Origin of the sequence: Streptomyces sp. NPDC059875 (assembly GCF_042731085.1) — a bacterium.
Lineage (GTDB): Bacteria > Actinomycetota > Actinomycetes > Streptomycetales > Streptomycetaceae > Streptomyces.
In genome coordinates, this window is sequence record NZ_JBHWJZ010000019.1 from 24,431 (window position 1) to 40,184 (window position 15,754).

General features: G+C 71.4%; 12 protein-coding genes. All 12 read right to left on the minus strand.

Translation table 11 applies throughout. The annotated features are described in order from the left end of the window. Positions 1-338 precede the first annotated feature (338 nt). Entirely contained in the window at positions 339-1,508 is a 1,170-nt protein-coding gene (locus tag ACFV9D_RS22975; protein WP_385149517.1) for a pentapeptide repeat-containing protein, read from the minus strand. Positions 1,509-1,825: 317 nt separating this feature from the next. Beyond that, on the minus strand, positions 1,826-2,674 hold the full coding sequence (locus ACFV9D_RS22980) for an endonuclease/exonuclease/phosphatase family protein (protein ID WP_385149193.1): 849 nt from the start codon (positions 2,672-2,674) through the stop codon (positions 1,826-1,828). Positions 2,675-2,977: 303 nt separating this feature from the next. Continuing rightward, the gene (locus ACFV9D_RS22985) at positions 2,978-4,030 is read right to left on the minus strand and encodes an NUDIX domain-containing protein (RefSeq protein WP_385149520.1); all 1,053 of its coding nucleotides are present in this window, start codon (positions 4,028-4,030) and stop codon (positions 2,978-2,980) included. A 110-nt stretch (positions 4,031-4,140) separates the two neighbouring features. Beyond that, positions 4,141-4,902: a PIG-L deacetylase family protein gene (locus ACFV9D_RS22990; RefSeq protein WP_385149196.1), complete on the minus strand. Its 762-nt coding sequence runs from the start codon at positions 4,900-4,902 to the stop codon at positions 4,141-4,143. 17 nt (positions 4,903-4,919) lie between these two features. Then, positions 4,920-5,789, minus strand: coding sequence for a hypothetical protein (locus tag ACFV9D_RS22995; protein WP_385149199.1), 870 nt, complete (start codon positions 5,787-5,789; stop codon positions 4,920-4,922). Further along, a complete protein-coding gene (gene hemC, locus ACFV9D_RS23000) occupies positions 5,786-6,745 on the minus strand; it encodes a hydroxymethylbilane synthase (RefSeq protein WP_385149202.1) in 960 nt (319 codons plus the stop codon). The genes ACFV9D_RS22995 and hemC overlap by 4 nt, the downstream gene beginning before the upstream one ends. Before the next feature lie 99 nt (positions 6,746-6,844). Then, complete coding sequence (gene fxlM, locus ACFV9D_RS23005; RefSeq protein WP_385149205.1) at positions 6,845-9,214, minus strand: methyltransferase, FxLD system; 2,370 nt, start codon at positions 9,212-9,214, stop codon at positions 6,845-6,847. Positions 9,215-9,247: 33 nt separating this feature from the next. Continuing rightward, positions 9,248-10,630, minus strand: coding sequence for a phosphotransferase (locus ACFV9D_RS23010; RefSeq protein WP_385149208.1), 1,383 nt, complete (start codon positions 10,628-10,630; stop codon positions 9,248-9,250). After that, positions 10,627-11,478 (minus strand): class I SAM-dependent methyltransferase, encoded by an 852-nt coding sequence (locus ACFV9D_RS23015; RefSeq protein ID WP_385149211.1) that lies wholly within the window; start codon positions 11,476-11,478, stop codon positions 10,627-10,629. The genes ACFV9D_RS23010 and ACFV9D_RS23015 overlap by 4 nt, the downstream gene beginning before the upstream one ends. Continuing rightward, the gene (locus ACFV9D_RS23020) at positions 11,475-12,722 is read right to left on the minus strand and encodes a methyltransferase domain-containing protein (RefSeq protein ID WP_385149214.1); all 1,248 of its coding nucleotides are present in this window, start codon (positions 12,720-12,722) and stop codon (positions 11,475-11,477) included. The genes ACFV9D_RS23015 and ACFV9D_RS23020 overlap by 4 nt, the downstream gene beginning before the upstream one ends. A 62-nt stretch (positions 12,723-12,784) precedes the next feature. After that, entirely contained in the window at positions 12,785-14,158 is a 1,374-nt protein-coding gene (locus ACFV9D_RS23025) for an MFS transporter (protein ID WP_385149217.1), read from the minus strand. 102 nt (positions 14,159-14,260) lie between these two features. After that, on the minus strand, positions 14,261-15,730 hold the full coding sequence (locus ACFV9D_RS23030; RefSeq protein ID WP_385149220.1) for an NUDIX domain-containing protein: 1,470 nt from the start codon (positions 15,728-15,730) through the stop codon (positions 14,261-14,263). Between the last annotated feature and the right edge of the window lie 24 nt (positions 15,731-15,754).

The window sequence follows — 15,754 nt, forward strand, 5'->3', positions numbered from 1 at the left end:
GGCCGAGCCGCGTACCGAAGCAAAGCAGGTGACAGCAATACCCATCACTAGGGTCACAAACCCAACTACCGTTCCCATGCTGCTGTCCACGAAGAGGAGCAGGAGGGCGGAGGATGCTATGCCTGGGGAAGTTAAGAGGGCCGATGACATCCACCTCTGGCGCCAAGTGCGGTCCGTGTGGACGGGTGGCGGTCGGAGTGGCACGGGATCGGTAGGGACGGGTGCGGGAAGGAGCCGGGGCTGACGGACGAAGGCTCGAGTCGGCGACGGGGCTCCAGAGGAAGTGCTGGAGGGATCCGGGTCAGGATCCGTAGTTGCGATGCTCAATCAATTCTCCGTCATGTGATCACGATGGCGTTGCCAGCACCGTTGGTCGGGCCGAGGTTGTCTAGAAGATGCGCGAGACCCGCTGGCAAACGTGTTCTCTGGCCCAGTACCGCGGAGCGCAACTGCTCGGGGGTGAGTGAACGGGCAAGCCTCAGGTCTGCGGCAACGAGGATGGTGCCCGACAGATCGGCACCGTACAGGTCTGCTCCCGACAGGTCTGCTCCCGTGAGGTCGGCTCGTCCAAGGCGCGCGTTGATCAACGTCGCGTTCCGCAGATCCGCCCCATCCAGATGCGCTCCGTCAAGCCGGGCGGCGAAGAGATCAGCCCCGCGAAGGGAGACGGACGATGCCCAGGCTTCCTCGAGCCGTGCCGAAGACAACAAGCAGTTATTGAACGCTGCGCCCTTCATCTCGGCCCCACGCAAGTCAGCGCGTGGGAGGCGGGCCGCGGTCAGATCGGCACGTTCAAGGCGAGCGCCGCGCAAATCTGTGTCGTCGAGTTCAGCTTCCCGCAGAATGGATCGGCGCAGGTCAGCGCCTCGCAAGAGCGATCGACTGATCTCTCCGCCTTCGAATGCCAGGCCGTCTAGCTCAGCGCCTCTAAGGTCAGACTCCGACAGTTCGACGCGAGTTCTGCGGCCGAGCGAGCCGAGCACGGTCAACGCCGCGTGCACGTCAGGCTCCGATCTCGGCGGTTGCGGGGTCCGACTCGGTCTCTCGGAGCCCCAAACCTGCCCGCCCGGTGCCGGCTCGGCTATCGGACAGCGACGTACGACAAACGACGAGAGAACTCGCGAAATCGAGGCGACGTCGTGCCGAGAATCCCGGGCAAGTCTCTGCAAGGCGAACACGCCGCCAAGGCGTGCATCCAGGTTGTCGCTGCTCAGCTGGCTGACCGCACCCGCGTATCGATCCGTGACCTGGCTCTGGCGCGACAGTACGTATCCCCGACCCGTGTAGACGAGCCCACCGAGAACGGCGAGCCCAGCGGCGGTCTGAAGCACCGTGCCGCGAACCGTGTTGAGATGCGTGAGGCGTTCGGCTGGCTTCAACTGCTGCGCCTCCGGATCAGCAAGCTGATGCGGAATCCATTGCAGGAGTAGGAATCCGAGAGCGACGGAGACGGCCAGCACCGTGATCAACAGAAGTGCCGGTCGTAAGTGCCTACCGCCGCGCATCATCACGTGGGCTCCTCCCCCAGGGCTCAGTGACGAGTAACCTATCGATGCGCTAGAGCTCCAGCAAACGTTGACCTCCTAGGTGCAGACGGCCCCGTTGCCTCGTGTCCGAGCAGCCCCGCCTGCTCGTAGAAGCGGAGCGTCTTGCCGTCACCACGCTGCCCTCCTGCTGGACGGCATCGACCCGTTCGCCCACGACGGCCCTGAGCCGAGCCTGTCCTGCCCGCTCTACCGCCACGTTCTGACAGCGGGCGGCCCTCCGAGGCCACCGACAAGAGCTGAGGTGCCATCTCTCATCAAGATCGCTTACGGGGGATCCCTCAGCGGTATGCCCAGGGGCTGGTCGTGTCGACGGCGTTGGTGTCGATGCGGAAGACGAGACCGTGGTGGTCGCTGGCACCCTCCGGGGCGTCGAGCAAACGGTAGTCGGAGACAGCTTCTGCCAGCGGGGCGGACACCCATGCCTGGTCGATCCGGTCGTCCGTTCCGGTCGGTGCGAGCAGTGCCGAGTCCTTCCCCCGCGACTTCTCGAATAGGTGCCAGGCGACGTCGACGTATCCGTTCTGGGCGAGTTTGCGCGCGACGCGGCGGTCGGGTGCGGGCGCGGCGGCCGGGTCGAAGTCGCCGTCGGGCAGGAGGGTGCGCGACCCCAGGTTGTACGGCCTCATCTCGGAGAAGTCCGGCAGTGGGTGCCTGGAAGAGGCCGGCGCGTAGTTGACGTCCCCACCGAGGACCGCGAACGGCCCGTACTTGTAGCAGCGGGTGGCGGCGTAGTTGGCCTCGATGAGTGCCTGCTCGGCGGACATGGGCGTGAAGTGGACCGGCATGAAACTCAAGGGCGCTGGCAGGCCGGAGATGCTGAAGCTGGTCACGGCGACGCCGTGCAGGACTTCGAGGCCGAAGTCGGCGTTGTGGCGGACCCACCGGCCAAGCACCTCGCTGCGGTATAGCAGCGCGGTGCCGATGCCGCTTCGTGACGGGGGCAGCGGGGTCGCGTCGAGGTCCAGGTCGGCCATGGCGCGGGCGAGCTGCTTGTGGCCGTAGCAGTCCCATCCCGTCGCCTCGCACAGCAGGACGACGTCGACGCGCTCCGCGGCCTCGTTGATCCGCTGCGCCAGCTGGGGCCATCGGTCCTGCGGGTTGCCGTCACCGTCCTGAAGGCCACCCATTCCCAAGTTCTGTATGACTACGGTCAGTTGCATGCGTACTCCGTTCTGGTGAGTCGGGCGGACTGTGTTGGCCGGGGGTCCGCGCCGGGGCTCGGCGCGGACCCGGACCCGCGCGGCTCGTGGGGCGTGTCTCCTCGCCGGGCGGGGCGGTGGTGCTATGGGCCGCGCCGGCCGGGAACGGTGCCTCGATGGGATCGCCTCTTTCTGAGCGGGCTCCGGTGCGCAGATGGCTGGTTGGCGGAGCGCGCGGCGTCGGGGATGGGGTTCCTCGATTCGGCTGGATTCGTTTCGGGCGGTGCTGAGCTACCAGGCGGTAGGGGCGCTGAGTTCGGTGACGGGCTGGCGACCGGCCTGGGGAATGCCGAGAAGGGCGCGACCCTGGTGGACTGCCTGGAGCTGATCGGCTGCGGACGGTCCCCAGTCGAAGAGTTCCAGGGCCTGTTCCGGAGTCGCCAGGATCCGGACGTAGGTGCGACCGGTGGCCGGATCGGCAGGGGCTGGGCCGAGGCTCGTGAGGGCGGCGGCGTAGCGGACGCGCGCACAGGGTTCGTCGGCGTCGGACAGGTACCCGAGATACCTGGTGCCAGTCAGGTCGGCGGCGGCCTCCTCACGGGCTTCACGGATCAACGTGGTCTCGGGGTCTGCGTGGTCCGCGGGTTCCGGAGTGCCGCCGGGTAGGCAGGCCGCGCCGCTGTCGGGGTCGAGGAGGACGAGGACCCGCCCGTCTGGGGCGATTGTCCAGACCCAGGACTGGCGGACCGTGAGGCCCTCGGGGACGGGGCTGGGGTGGAAGGGGAAGTGGTGACGGGCTCGGGCGGTGCGGAGGACGCCGGCCCGGTCGAGGACGGTGGGGGCGATCGGGAGCCCGTCCTCAAGGAATGCGGCTCCGGCGCCGTTGATGCGGGCGCGGAGCGCGGACAGGGCGCGCCGGGCGTCGCCCGGAGACATCAGCGCGGGCAGGTCGGCGGGTTCGACCATCTCGATGTCCTCGATCTCGCCCGGTGCGGGCCGGATCGCCGCGATCTGGTCTTCCTCCCAGACGCCGCCGTCAAAGACGTGCAGGAGCTCGCCGGGGAACTTCATGGCGGGGGGCGTTGTGCGGCCGGCGGGGGAAACCCAGTCGACAGCCAGCCCGCGGGTGACGGTCGCCGTGACGCCGAGTTCCTCCTCCAGCTCGCGGGCGGCGCCTTGGGCTGGGGACTCGCCCTTGTCGACGGCGCCGCCGGGCAGCAGGCGGGTGGGCCGGTAGGTCACGCGCTGGAGGAGGACCTGCCCTCGCTGGTTGGTGATCAGCACGGAGGTTCCGGCCCACAGGGCGGCCGAGGCGCGCAACGCTCCGTACGCCGCCTCGTTCATCGTCACGCTGGGACGTTCGTCGGGTGCAGAAGTCGTCGTCATCTTTCTCCGATCAGTGAGTGCTTGCTCGTTGGCTGTGCAGGGGAGGGCTGGCACGAGGGGGCGGGGTGTCAGACGCTCAACTGGGCTGGGTTGCCCTTCGTAGGGCCGGGGGTGAGGCGGGTGAAGTGCTCGGTCTGGATGATCTGGGTGCGGTCGGCTTCGGGAAGGCGGGCGAGGATGCCGGGCAGGGGCCGCTCGCGGGCGACCTCGCCGCGGTGCGCGAGGATCGCCGCCCACTTCACGTCGGCCCAGGGGGTGACGTCGACGCTGGTGGTCACGTACGAGTCCGGCACCGCGAAGACGGCCTTGCCCACCCCTTCCAGCAGCGGGCCGAGCAGGCCGACGCCGGACACAGGGTGCGTGGCGGCGTACAGAGCGGCTGGCTGCCAGGGCGGGCCCGCTTCGGGATGCAGGTGGGCGAGGCCCGCCGCTTCGACGGCGAGCAGGGTTATTTGGTGCGTGCGTACGTGGTCGGGGTGGCCGGTCAGCTGGCCGACCGCGTCGTGGCCGATGACCACATCGGGCTTGAAGTCGCGGATGTGGGCGACGAGGCGGCCGACTGCTTCGTCGAGGGAGGCGTCGAGGAGCCGGGGCTGGCCGGGGGCCGCCTCGTGGTTGCGGGCGTCGTTGTAGCCGAGCAGGCGTGGGGTGCCGGCGCCCAGGACGGCCAGGGCGTCGGCGAGTTCGGGAGCTCGGTGGCTGTCCGGTGCCCAGGTGGCGGTGACGACCGCCGTGCGGGCCCCGGCCGCGGCATGCTGGGCGAGGACGCCCCCGGCGAGGAGGGATTCATCGTCCGGGTGTGCGAAGACAGCAAGCAAGCTGGGCAGCACGGGAACCTCCGGGGCGGTCACGGTACGGGGACGGGGGTGCCGGTGAGGTGCTGGGCGTGGCGGGCAAGGTGGGGAGCGAGGTCCGGGTGGCCGCCGCGACCGGCGACCTGGAGGAGCTGGGCGAGCGCGACGAGTTCTCCGGTCCGTCCGGTTGGCGTGTCCAGGACGTGGGCGAACTCGTCGCGGATCCGGGCCGCGGTCGCAGGCACGGTGAGGGAGTAGGCGTGGAGGAGCCCGACGTCGAAGCCGACGGGCACCAGGCCCCATCCCTCCCAGTCGAGGATGACCAGCGGTGGGCCGGTGAGGTTGGCCCAGTGCAGGTCGCCGTGGCCGGTGGTCCAGGAGATGGCTGCGGGTGTGGGGATGCCAAGGAAGCGGGCGAAGTTGCGGTCGATCCACTGCCGACGTACGGCTTGGCGGTCGGTTGGCACTGTCGCGGTGGTGGCGAGGGCGGTGCGTAGATCACCCCACCATGAGTTCGGCAGGTTGGCCTCGGAAGTGAGGACGGGGCCGCCGGTCTGGAGGGCCGGTTGAGCGATGTACTCGGACAGCTCGGCGCGGTAGGCGTGGCCGCCACGGGTCCACTCGCTGACCTGATGGAGGCGCGGCCGCGGCACCGTGCGGGGAAGGGACGCGTCGGCAGAGGCGTTTCCCTCCCATAGCCGGCTCCCGCGTTTGTCCTCGGGCGCGCAGACCAGGCGCAGCCACCAGCGGCCAGCCCGGCGGCTGAGAGTGCGGCCCTGCCAGCCCCATGCCTCCGGCCCGTCCGCCCTCACTGCGAACGCCCGGGCCGCGGCTCGGTGTGCCGTACGCATCCGTGCCCGGTCGGTCTTCTCGCTGGGCGGCGTGAACACCGCCGGGTCGGTGGGTGGTGCGCTGCGGTTCATGGCCGGGCTCCCAGGAGGTGGGTGGCTCCCGCGTCGAGCAGGTACTGGGCGGCCTGTTGGCCGACGGCCGCGGGGTGGTCGGCGGGGCCGGTGGTGGTCGTGCGGATCGGGGTGCCTCCTTCCGGGTCGAGGACGACCGCGTGCACGGTGACGAGATCAGCTGTCGGGTTGAGGGTGGCGTGGGCGGAGGCGGCGGTCAGGCAGTTGCCGTGGAGGGCGGCGAGTGTGGCGCGTTCGGCGTCGAGGAGGATCCGGGTGGGGGCGTGGGTGAGCGGGGCGAGGACGTTGGCGGTGGCGAGGTCGTCGGTGCGGTGCTCGATGACGACGATCCCGGCGCCGGAGGCGGGTAGCCACACGGTGGGGTCGAGGATCTCGGCGGCGCGGTCGGCGAGGTTGAGGCGGCGCAGACCTGCGAGGGCGGCGATCATCACGTCGGCGCCCAGTGTGCCGGAGTCCAGGTCGCGGAGGCGGCTGTCGGCGTTCCCTCGGATCGGCACCGCGACCAGCTTGGGGTGGAGGGCTTTGAGGAGGGCGGCGCGGCGGGGAGCGCTGGTGCCGACGCGGGTGCCGGGCGGTAGTGCGGCGAGCGTGGTCGGAGGGTGCCCGGCGGGCAGCACCAGGGCATCGCGGACGTCTTCCCGGGGCAGGACCGCGCCGGTCGAGATTCCCGGCTTGCGGTCGTGGGGGCCTGGCAGGTCCTTCGCGCAGGCGAGGGTGGCCTCGAAGTTGCCGTTGAGGAGGTGTTCGTCGGCGCGCCGGGTGAAGGCGCCCTTGCCGCCGATCTGGGCGAGCGGGCCGCGGTGCTGGTCCCCTTCGGAGGTGATGGTGACGATGCCGAGGGGGATGTGCGGGTACCGGGTGCGGAAGGCGTGGGCGAACCGGTCGGTCTGCTCCATGGCCATCGGGCTCGGGCGGGTGCCGAGCCGGAGGGAGCGGGTGGAGGAGTTGGCGGTCATGACGGGTGCTGGTCTCCGTTTGGTCAGGCGTGCGCGCTGAGGTGCGGCGTTAGCTGCGGTCGGGAAGCGCTGTCGATCAGGTGGTGTCGCGCGGCTTGGTCACCTGCCTTCCAGCACCGGTGCAGGTGCGGGGGCCCGGTGGTGCCGAGCCGGACCTGGCAAGTGCCCGTCACGGCCCGGCCACTGGAACACCAGGCGGCAGTGCTCCTTGTCCAGAACGTGCCCGGCGGGCAGCAGATCGTCGGGTGTGCAGGCCGGGTGGACGGTCAGTACGGGATCAGCGTGGTTGCTGTTGTCGTCGGCGCGCACGTGGAGGTCCCAGGCCCGCACCGTGGCCGCCAACTGCTCGGCGAGCTGCGGGCCCTGCTCGCCGAAGGCGTGGACGACCCACTCCCACTCCTTGTCCTCGGTGAGCTCGCCGTGCCGGGTTTGGACGTGCTTCAGGTAGGCGAGCGAGGCGTCGCCGATGATGGCTGGTGCGTCCCGGTCCTTCGGGATGGCAGTGACGCCCGTGTCCTGGTGGGCGTGCAGGCGGCAGAAGGCGGGCAGGGTGGTGGCCGCGTAGAGCTGCAGGGAGCCGAAGTAGGCGCCCGCCCCCATGGTCACGCCGGTGGCGATCTCGTGCCGCGGCCCGCGCAGCGCCTCCTCCAGTTCCGCCGTCTCGGCGGCTGTGCCGTGCTCGAAGCGGAGCGTCAGCTCACCGTCGAGTAGACCGGTGACGGGAATGGTGCGGGCCTGCTGTCCTTGGTCCCGGACGAAGCCGCAGTAGGTGAAGTGGCGGGCGTGCAGCACCTCGCCGCGCCGCTCGAAGGCGATTGCCCGGGTGTAGCCACCGATCTCCAGCGGCAGGACCAGGCGTCCGCCCTCGGCCAGCTGGTTCCGCCAGGCCGGGGCGACGTCCCAGCAGTTGTAGGTGATCACGCTGCCGTCGAAGCCGCCGCGGGGCACGAGGTGTACGGGTGCGCCGAGGGCGGCGTCGGCCTCGACCGTGGTGACGCGTCCGCTGCCGGCTTCTGTGGTGAAGCGGCGGGTGCGGCGTACGACCCAGGGGTCGATATCGACAGTGACCACGCGGCCCTCGGTTCCGGTGACGTGGGCGATGAGTTCGGCGTTGAAGCCGCCGGATCCCGCCTCGAACACGATCGCGCCCGGCGTCAGGCACAGGTTTTCGATCATGTCGGCCTGGAGCCAGGCCGCAGACACCGAGCTGATCGCCGCTCCGGCCTCGTCGCGCCTGGTGATGACGGCCCGGTCGCCACCGTCGTACGCGGCCGTCAGGTTCGCTTCCGGCGCGAAGCGGTGGCGAGGCACGGTCCGCAGCGCGTCCTGGACCAGCTCGGAGCGGGCCCAGCCGCCGTCGATGACCGTCCCAGCCATCGCGTGGCGCAGCCGGACGGCTTCGGTCGGCTCACCCGGTACGGCCGGCTGGTCGACGGCGATGGGATAGGAGGCCGCCTGCGGTAGGTCGGGAATGACCCCGGGCCAGACGGCGTCCAGCGCCTGCGCGGCAGGAGTGAAGATGTCGCCGACGCAGGCGAGGGCGTGCAGATCATGCCACTCCCATCGGTCGAACAGCTTCGGCTCACGGTTGGCCAGGACTCCCGTCCAGGCGGCGATGCGGACGACCGCCGTGAGCCGGGGCAGGCCGTGACTGTCGTCGACGAGCATCGTCACCACGTACGCGTCACCCGGCTCGGCGACCAGGCCCGTCTCCTCTGCGAGTTCGCGCACCGCCGCGGCGGCGAAGTCCTCCGGGCCGGTGGTCTTGCCGCCGGGCAGCTCGAGCATGCCGCGCCGGGAACGGCCGAGTAGCACCCGGCCGGCATCGTCGGTGACGACGGCGAGAGCGCCGGTCAGGGCATGGCCGGTGGTCGGCCTCTTCTCGACGGCCCTGCTGCCGGTGTGGCAGGGGCCGCGCAGGACCAGGAAGGCCAGGCCGTCCGCGTCCAGCCGCTCCACCGTCTCCCAGTCGGCGGTCAGCAGGGCGATCTCGTCCTCGTCCAGGGCGATTCCGTACCGCTCCTCAGGCGTGGTCTCCACCACCGGTGTGATGACGACGAGAGCGCCGCCGTCGCGCAGCCGCTCACCCAGCCCATGCAGGACGCGACCGCGGTCCTTCAGGAACGGATACATCAGCCGCATGACGACCAGGTCGTACCCCTCCTCGTCCAGCGGGGCCGGGTCGTCGCGCTCGATGTCCAGATGCAGCCAGCGCACGCCCTCGACGTCGGCGTGCTTCTTGCGGGCCCGGTCGATCGCGCTGTCGGCGAAGTCGACGGCGTCCACGGTGTAGCCGAGGGAGGCGAGGTAGACGCTCATCTCCCCAGTTCCGCAGCCCACGTCGAGAGCCCGGCCACCGTCGCCGGGGGCGTGCTCGGCGAGCAGTTCCCGCTCGCGCTCACCGACCTGCCGGAAGTTCTTGCCGTCGCTGTAGTGCTTGTCCCATTGGTCACGGGCGGTGTACGTCAACGTGCTGCTCCTCGTGCGTAGGTGCGTTGGCGGTCAAGGGCGTTGCCCGGCACGGAGCCGCGCCAGGGTGCGGCGGCCCCGTTCCACCAGCTCGGGATCGCCGTGGGCGGCGCCGTAGGAGATGCCTGAGACGGCGTCGAGGACGGACAGGACCGTGAGTTGGGCCTGTTCCTCCGGGGTGAAGGGGCGGCCGTAACCGTCCATCACGGCTTTGAAGAGATCGGGCCGGCCGTGCCATGCGTCGGAGAGCCGTACGAAGTCCCGCACGGCCGGGCCTTCCTCCGACCGTTCGAAGTCGATCACGTAGAGGGCGTCGGCGGCCTCGTCCCACCGCAGATTGCGGAGCTGGAAATCACCGTGCGTGGGCACCGTCTCCAAGGGGGCAAGGCTGACGGCCCCCTCGGCGGTGGCGCGGATGAACTTCTCGTCGCCAGGCGCGAGATGGGGCAGGGCTCCAGCCAGGTGTCGCTCCAACTTCCCCAGCGGCAGGATGCCTGCGGCGGGCCGGGACGGGGCGCTGTGGTGGATGGCCGCCGCGAGTTGCCCGATGCGGTGGAAGATCCGGCGCTGCTGCTCGGGTGAGTAGACGGCACCGTGCAGAGACCTGCCGCCCACCGCGGTGAGCACCACGGCCCGCAGCTCCGCGTCGGCGGCCACTAGCCGGGGCGCGGCCGCGCCAAGGGCGGGGACCCAGCCGCGGAGCGCGGCCACTTCACGCCGGTGGAAGCGGGCGTTCTGGTGGATCTTGACGTACCACTCGCCCTCCTCGACGCCGTCCGCCCGCCACACACGGCTCTCCTCGCGCGCCCAGGACACGTCCGTCCACGCGGCGATCTGGCCGACCGCCTGCTCGGCGAACGCGTGCACCGCCTGCTCCGGGACCGCGTCCCGCGCGGCGGGTTCGGGGACCAGGACCAGCCGGTCGACGGACTGGTCGTAGGCGAGCGGGTCGCCGGGCTCCTGGAAGTGCACGGCCATCCGCGCGCCGGCCCGGTAGGCGTCCAGCCCGGCCCGGCAGTACGCCACCATCGGCCCCGGCAAGGCATCGAAGGAGAACCACCCCATGGCGTCGCAGACATGGTGCTCCATGACTTCCGGGGTGCCCTCCCACCGCTTCACCTCGAAAAACACCCCGATGCGGGCGCCGCCGGCGGGGGAGCGGTGGTGCACGGTGACGGCCGCGCGGACATCGGCCGGGTCGACCACGACGCCGGACTCCTCCCGGGTCTCGCGCACCAGGGCGGTGACCATGTCCTCCCACGGGCCGTCCAAGTGTCCGGACACGAGATGCCAGCAGCCCGGCGCGTACACGTCACCGGCTCGCCGGGACAGCAGTACCTCGGGCCCCTCCTTGCCGTCGCGCACGGCGATCAGGTGGACGTCGAGCGGCTCGGTGTGCCGCTGGGTGCCGCTCACGCGTCACCGCCGGGGCGGCGCGCGAGCAGCACGTTGAACACCGCGTCCTCCTTCAGGACGCCGCCGCGGGCATGGTCCTGGAGCAGCCGGAGAGCGGCGCCCTCGAACTCGTGGTGGCGGCCGGAGAACAGAGCGGGGCGGGCGAAGCTGGTGGTGCGCAGGTAGCCGATCACGTCCTCGGGCGCCCAGACGCGGGAGGCGGAGAAGCTGTGCTCGGTCACCTCGCTGAACGCGGAGTCGGCCAGGTCGTTCTCGTAGGAGCGGCCCGGCCCGGCGTACGTGCCGCGGGTGCCCGCGCGCCGGTCTTCGCCGAGGTAGCTCTGGATCAGCCCGCGAAGGGCGGCTGTCCAGTCGGCCTGGTGGGTCCAGAGGCTGCCGTCGCCCATGATCGCCACGACGGCGTGCGGTGCGGCCACCCGGTCGGCCATGGACAGGACCTCCGGGCGGGCCATCCAGTGGAAGGACCGGGAGCAGGTGATCAGGGTGGGGGCCCGGTCGGGCGCGGTGGGGGCGAAGGTGTGGGCGGCGCCGGTGAATAGGTCGACCGTGCACGTTCCGCGGACCGGTTCGAGTGCGGCGCGGGCCGCCTCCAGCATGGCCTGGTTCACGTCGACCAGGTCGATGTGCGCCATGCGGTGCAGGACGGGCAGTAGCGCGCGGGGCACCTGGCCGGTGCCGGTTCCCAGGTCCAGGAGGACGGGGTCGGGTACGCCGTGCTGGGTGGCGGCCAGGAGGTGGACTGCGGCGTCCCGAAGGCCGGGACGGTAGCGGGCGTAGTCGGCGGCCTCGGGCCCGAACAGGGCTTCGTCCGAAACTGCCGTAGAGGCCGGTTGATTGGGGCTGGTCATCGTGCATCTCCAGTAGGGGAAAGCTGCCAGGTCAGGGTGCCGTTCGGGCTCGTGGCCCGCTGGATGCCGTCGGCGTCGAAGTGGAGCCGGTAGACGTCCGGTTCACCGGCCGCCCGCCATCGGTCGGCGACCTCCTGGATTTCCGCCCAGATGTCACGGGGGCCGCACGTCGTCACGTCCCACCGGCGGTAGCCGGCCGCTTTCACGCGCATCCACGATCCGCACTCGGGTGCGCCGACCGTGAGATCCTCAGCGCCGAAGTGGCGAACCAGCCCCGGGTGGAGGTGGTCCAGGGCCAGCCACATGCCGCGGGCCGCGTCCTGCGGCGGCGCGAGTCGGCTGCGCTGCGTGCGCCCTCCGTCTGGGGTGATCGTTGCGCGGAACGTGGCGGACAGGAACAGCCGGTCGAAGCCAGCGCCGGCGCGGTGCCCGAACTCGACCGCGCGCAACTCCGCCTCCACGGCCCCGTCCTGCCTTCTTTCGATCACCGCCAGGCCCGGCCACGACGGCGAAGACGTCCCCAACGTCATGAGCGCGCGGCCACCCGGCGCCAGCTGTTCCACCAGCGCGTTCGGTACGCGGCGGACGGCGAAGGAGACGAACATCCGGTCGTACGGACCCGCGTCGGCCCACCCGGCAGTGCCGTCCCCCGTCACCGCCGCCGGCCGGTAGCCGAGGGTGGACAGCCGCTCGCGAGCGGCTGCGGTGACGTGCGGGTCGATGTCGAGGGTGACCACGCTCTCGTCGCCGCACACGAAGCACACCACCGCCGCGGTCACCCCCGCGCCGGTCCCGACGTCCAGCACCCGCTGACCGGGCCGCAGGTCCAGCTGCTGGAGCAGGCTGGCGGTCAGGCCCATCGTGCTCGACATCGCGGTCATCTCGCCTCCGCGGCGCGGCCCGGGAACGCGGCCGAGGATCGGCTCGCCGCCGTGCTGGATCGCGACGCTGTCCCCGCTGTGCAGCCGCTCCAGCAGCTCCTCCCGGTCGTCGAGCCGGCAGAAGTCGAGCAGATCCCAGTACGGCGGGGTCTCGTCCGGGGCGCTGCGACGCACGTACGCCTGGGGCATCAACGCCTCACGCGGCAGCGCGAGCAGGGCCTCACGCACGGGTCCGGGGCCTAGCTCTCCGCTCTTCTCAAGCCGGGCGACCATCGCCGCCCGGGCCGCCACAGCCCCGGAGGTGTCGACGGCGGACTGCGCCGGAAGGAGGGGCGCGGCGGGCACGGTGTCGTCGGTCAGCACGGTGCACTCCAAGGGATCGGGTGGTGCGGCAACGGGAGTCGCCGCCGAGTTCGGCACCTGGTTCACGAGGCATCGCCTCCGAGTGAGCGATCGTGCCGCGCGTCGTCCGTGCGCGCTGGAGTGGGCAAGGACGGAGGGGACGTCCGGAGTGCGGGAGGCGACGGCAGGGCGGCGGCGGGCGGGTCTGGCATCTGCCATAGGGCGCGGATCGGGGAGCGGGCGAGGACGACGAGCGGGATCAGCAGCAGGAGGGTTCCGGCGGTCAGGGCGGGCCGGACACCGATCCACGTGCCCAGGCCGCCGGCGAGGAGCGCGGCCACGGGGCGGGCGCCGGACGTCAGCCAGGTGCTGACCGCCTGCATCCGCGCCTGCATCCCAGCCGTGGTGATGATCTGACGGATGGATCGTTGGGTGGTGCCCGCGGCACCGGCGCAGGCGAGCTGTAGGAACAGCGCCGCCCCGATCGTGATCTGCCAGGCAAGGCCGGGGGAGGCGAGCAACAGCGGGAGCTGGGTCAGCGGGGTGATCGCGAGCGCGGCCAGCATCATCGGCCCCGGCCCGTACCGGCGGGCCAACGCCGGGGCGGTGAGCGCTCCGGCGGCCGCGCCCAGCGCGCCGAGGCCCAGCACCACACCGAACGCGGTCGCGCTCATCGCCAGGGACCGCAGTAGGTACAGGGCCCACAGGGTGTTGAGCAGCCCCAGGGCGAATGAGGTCGTGGCGTTGACCAGGGTCAGGGTCCACAGCCGGTCATCGCCGCGCACGTACCGCAGGCCCTCGCTGATCTCACCGCGCAGTCGGCCAGTTTCCGGGCGTGAGCGGGCGGGTTCGGCGGTCTGGATGCGGGCGGTGCACACGGCGCTGATCAGATAGGAGGCGACGTCGCCGAGCAGCGCCCGGGCGGGGCCGAGCAGCGCGGTCAGCGCGGCGCCGAGGTGGCTTCCGGCGGTCGCGGCGACCGCGAACAGCGCGCCGACGCGGCTGTTGCTCCGCTGGATCAAGGACCGCTCGACGAGGCTGGGTAGCAGGCTGATGGCCGCCGCGTCGTGGAGCACGCTCGCCGCCCCTTGCACCACGGCGACGACCATGAGCTGCGTCAGGGTCAGGGTGCCCAGCGCGGCTGCCACCGGCACGGTGGCGAGCACCGTCGCGCTGACCAGGTCGCCGGTGATCATCTGCCGGCGCTTGGAGTGCCGGTCGGCGAGCGCGCCGGCATGAAGGGCGAGCAGCGCGGGAGGAAGCTGTCCGAGGAACGCCAGCCAGGCGACCTGGGCGGTTGTCGCGTCCAAGTGGAGCACGGCCAGCACCGGCAGCGCCATCTGCGTGATCGAGCTGCCGGCCACGCTCGCGGTCTGGCCGGTCAGGTACCGGCGGAAGTCCCGGTGCCGCCATAGCGAGGTTCCGGCGGCGGAGGGGGTCTCAGCGCAGGGCGGCACGGAGTACCTCCCTCGGCCCCGCCAGGCGCTCCCGCAGCACGTATGTGGGCTCGGCCCGGGCCCGCCGGCCGGGTCCGCTACCGGTGGGTGCGCTCACCCTGCTCACCAGCCCAGCTGGGAATAGGGGCGGCCTTCGGAGATTGCGGTGATGGCCGTGCGGGTGTAGGAGACGATCCGGTCCGGGAGCTCGTGCCGCGGCCACCACTGCCAGGTCAGACACTTGTCGGGCTCGCGAACCTCGGGGGTGCCCTCCCACCGGCGAGCCCGGAAGACGAGCTGCATCAGGGGCAGGCCGCCCGGGGTGTCGACGACGTGGACGACGTGCGCGAGCTCCACGTCGGCGGGGTCGATGACCAGCCCTGCTTCCTCCCGCGCCTCGCGGACCAGGCAGGAGAGGGCGGACTCCTGCTCGCACCGTCCGGCGAGGTAGTGCCAGGTGTCGCCCGCGTACTTCGAGTCGGGGTGACGCAGGCCGAGTAGGACCCGGCCTTCGGCGTCTTCGAGGTGGAGGTGGACTCCGATGCCGTTCAGTACGGTCCGGCTGCCCCCATCCCACACGGGGGGAGCCGCGGCTGGCTCCTTGTCCGGGGGGTTCTCTGCCGCGTGCCGGTGAATCAGGTCCCGGGTGGCGGGGCTCAGGCGCAGCCGGTCCAGTTCGTCGGGCGCGAACCAGCGCAGCAGCACTCCCTCGTGCAGCGCGAGGCGGTCGGGGTTGCCGCGCCACCGGCCGGCGAAGACCCGGACCGGGACGCTGAGGCCGTCGATGCTGGTGACAGCCTCCACGGCGTAGGGCTTCAAGTCCTCGAGGCGGAGGTCGGGCACCTCCTCGGACAGCTCCCGCAGCAGGGTGCCCTCAAGGCTCTGGTCGTCGTGTGTGCGGCCGCCGCCGAGAAGGGCGAACGCCCCCGACTGCCAGATGGCGCCGGGCTTGTGATCGCGAAGATGGAGCAGGTACCTGCCGGTCCCGTCGTGGATCAGCGCGGAAGCGTTCACCGGCTCCGGCCTGCCGTCCAGACGCGCCGCGAGGAGTTTCGCGCGCAGTGTTGGCGAGGTGACTTCCGGCTGCGGGAGCCATTGGGCGCCGGAGACCTCCTCGTTCTGCAGCGCGATCGTCGGCGGCTCCTCGCTGGAGAGGTAGAAGACGTAGCGGAAGTCGTAGTGGCGGTGGGCTGGTTCGCCCTTGGACGGGCTGGCGTCGATGTCGTGGACGTCGATGTCGATCGGAGAGCCGAGCACCTGCCGAGTCAGGCACAGGGCGCCCGGCGCGATCCCGGCCTCCTCCGACACCTCGCGCAGCGCCGCGGCGAGCAGCGTGCCGTCCCCGGGCTCGACGTGGCCGCCGGGGGTGAGCATGAGGCCACCGGTCGCCCGATGCCGGATGTGCAGGACCCGGCTTTGCCGGTCGATCACCACGGCGCTGCAAGTAACGTGCCCGGGCAGCGTCGTCCGGTCGGTCGCGTCGACGGGCCGCTCCAGGGCGGCGAGAAGTCCGGCCAGGGCGCCACGCTCGTCAGGGTGTCGGCCGAGGTACGCCTCGATGGTCCTGCGGATCGCGGTGGAGCTGGGTGGCATGGGTGTCGTCTCGCCTTCGACGTA

Bases quoted from the DNA above. Each gene is read 5' to 3' on its own strand.
- ACFV9D_RS23030 (WP_385149220.1), bottom strand. From the start codon at position 15,730: ATGCCACCCAGCTCCACCGCGATCCGCAGGACCATCGAGGCGTACCTC.
- hemC (WP_385149202.1), bottom strand. From the start codon at position 6,745: ATGACCGCCAACTCCTCCACCCGCTCCCTCCGGCTCGGCACCCGCCCG.
- ACFV9D_RS22980 (WP_385149193.1), bottom strand. From the start codon at position 2,674: ATGGGTGGCCTTCAGGACGGTGACGGCAACCCGCAGGACCGATGGCCC.
- ACFV9D_RS23015 (WP_385149211.1), bottom strand. From the start codon at position 11,478: ATGACCAGCCCCAATCAACCGGCCTCTACGGCAGTTTCGGACGAAGCC.
- ACFV9D_RS22995 (WP_385149199.1), bottom strand. From the start codon at position 5,789: ATGAACCGCAGCGCACCACCCACCGACCCGGCGGTGTTCACGCCGCCC.
- ACFV9D_RS22985 (WP_385149520.1), bottom strand. From the start codon at position 4,030: ATGAACGAGGCGGCGTACGGAGCGTTGCGCGCCTCGGCCGCCCTGTGG.
- ACFV9D_RS22975 (WP_385149517.1), bottom strand. From the start codon at position 1,508: ATGATGCGCGGCGGTAGGCACTTACGACCGGCACTTCTGTTGATCACG.